At 73.6% G+C, this 1,673-nt stretch carries 2 protein-coding genes; both read right to left on the bottom strand.

What is annotated here, in order from left to right:
• A partial coding sequence (locus tag ACYVE7_RS33625; protein WP_460370559.1) for a glutamate racemase occupies positions 1 to 427 on the bottom strand: 427 nt, incomplete at its 3' end.
• An 81-nt stretch (positions 428 to 508) separates the two neighbouring features.
• Complete coding sequence (gene efeB / locus ACYVE7_RS33620) at positions 509 to 1,672, bottom strand: iron uptake transporter deferrochelatase/peroxidase subunit (protein WP_460370557.1); 1,164 nt, start codon at positions 1,670 to 1,672, stop codon at positions 509 to 511.
• Position 1,673: the final 1 nt, after the last annotated feature.

Raw genomic sequence — 1,673 nt, 5'->3', positions numbered from 1 at the left:
GCCCCGGGCAGGCCACCGCCGCCACCGGGACGCCGTCGGCGAACCGGGCGATCAGATCCGACTGGTAGGCGCTGGCCGTGGTCGCGACCGTCGCCCAGACCGCGATCGGCTCCCCCGCCGCCGCGGCCGGCTTGATCGCCGGGACGGTCCCCAGGACGGGCAGGCCCGGCTCCAGCAGCCCGCGCAGCACCTCCAGCGCATGGACCGACGCGGTGTTGCACGCCACGATCAGCGCGTCCGGCCGCAGCTCGAGCGCGGCCTTCGCACAGGCGACGGCCCGTTCGGCGATGTCGTCGGGCGTGCGGGGGCCCCACGGCATCCCCGCGACGTCGTTGGAGAGCACCAGATCGGCGTCCGGACGTGCACGCCGCACCGCGGCCGCCGCCGCGAGCAGCCCGAAACCCGAGTCCACGAAGGCGATCCGCATGGCCGAACGATACCGCCACCGGCCGCCGGGCGACGGAAACGCCGTGGCCCCGATACGGGAACCACGGCGTTCGCGGGACGCTCAGGCGAAGAGCGCGTCCCCCCAGGAGCCGCCCTTGGCGACCCCGGGCGGGATCGCGAAGACCCCGCTGCCGACGTGCTGGATGTACTCGTTGAGCGAGTCCCCCGCCAGGTTCTTCTGGATCTGCACGAAGCCCTTGGCGACGTCGCGCTGGTAGGCCAGGAAGAACAGGCCCGCGTCCAGCCGGCCGAGGCCGTCGGTGCCGTCGGTGAAGGAGTACCCCCGGCGCAGGATCTTGATCCCGCCGTTGTTGGCGGGGTGCGAGAGCCGGACGTGGGCGTCGGGCTTCATCGCCTCCAGGACGACCGGTTCGCGCTCCTTGGTGCGGCCGGGCGAGGCGCCCTCGCCCTTGGAGCGGCCGATGATGTCCTCCTGCTCGCCGAGGCCCGTCCTGTCCCAGGTCTCGATGTGCATCCGGATCCGGCGGGCCACCAGGTAGGAGCCGCCCGCCATCCAGTCCGTGCCGTCCTCGGCCGTCGCCCAGACGAAGTCCGCGAGCTGGCGGCCGTCGTCGCCGGGGATGTTCTCGGTGCCGTCCTTGAAGCCCATCATGTTCCGGGGCGTCTGCGCCTCGGGCGTGGTGGAGGAGGTCTTCCCGAAGCCGAGCTGCGACCAGCGGATCGAGACCACGCCGAAGCCGATCCTGGCGAGGTTGCGGATGGCGTGCACCGCGACCTGCGGGTCGTCGGCGCACGCCTGGACGCACAGGTCGCCGCCGCTGCGCGCCGGGTCGAGGTTGTCGCCCGCGAAGTGCGGCAGGTCGATCAGCGCCTTGGGGCGCTTGCCCTCGAGCCCGAACTTGCCGAACAGCGACGGCCCGAACCCGATGGTCAGGGTGAGCCGGGACGCGTCCAGGCCGAGGGCCTCGCCGGTGTCGTCGGGCGGGGACAGCGGGTTGCCGCCGACCGCACCGCGGCCCGCGGGACGGCCGGACGTCATCGCCTCGGCGGCGATGGTCCACTCCCGCAGCATGGCGACGAACGCCTTCTTGTCGGAGGTGGTGACGTCGAACGCCGCGAAGTGCAGCCGGTCCTGGACGGGGGTCGCGATCCCGGCCTGGTGCTCGCCGTGGAACTCGATCCGGCCGCCGAACCGCTGCTTGTCGGCCTCGTCTGCCCGGGCGAGGCCCACCAGGCCCGCGCCGAGCGCCGCGCCCGCCACCACG

The sequence above is a fragment of the Actinocorallia lasiicapitis genome (assembly GCF_054778695.1).
Note: the sequence above shows the minus strand (reverse complement) of the source record. Positions and strands in the feature narration are given on the sequence as shown.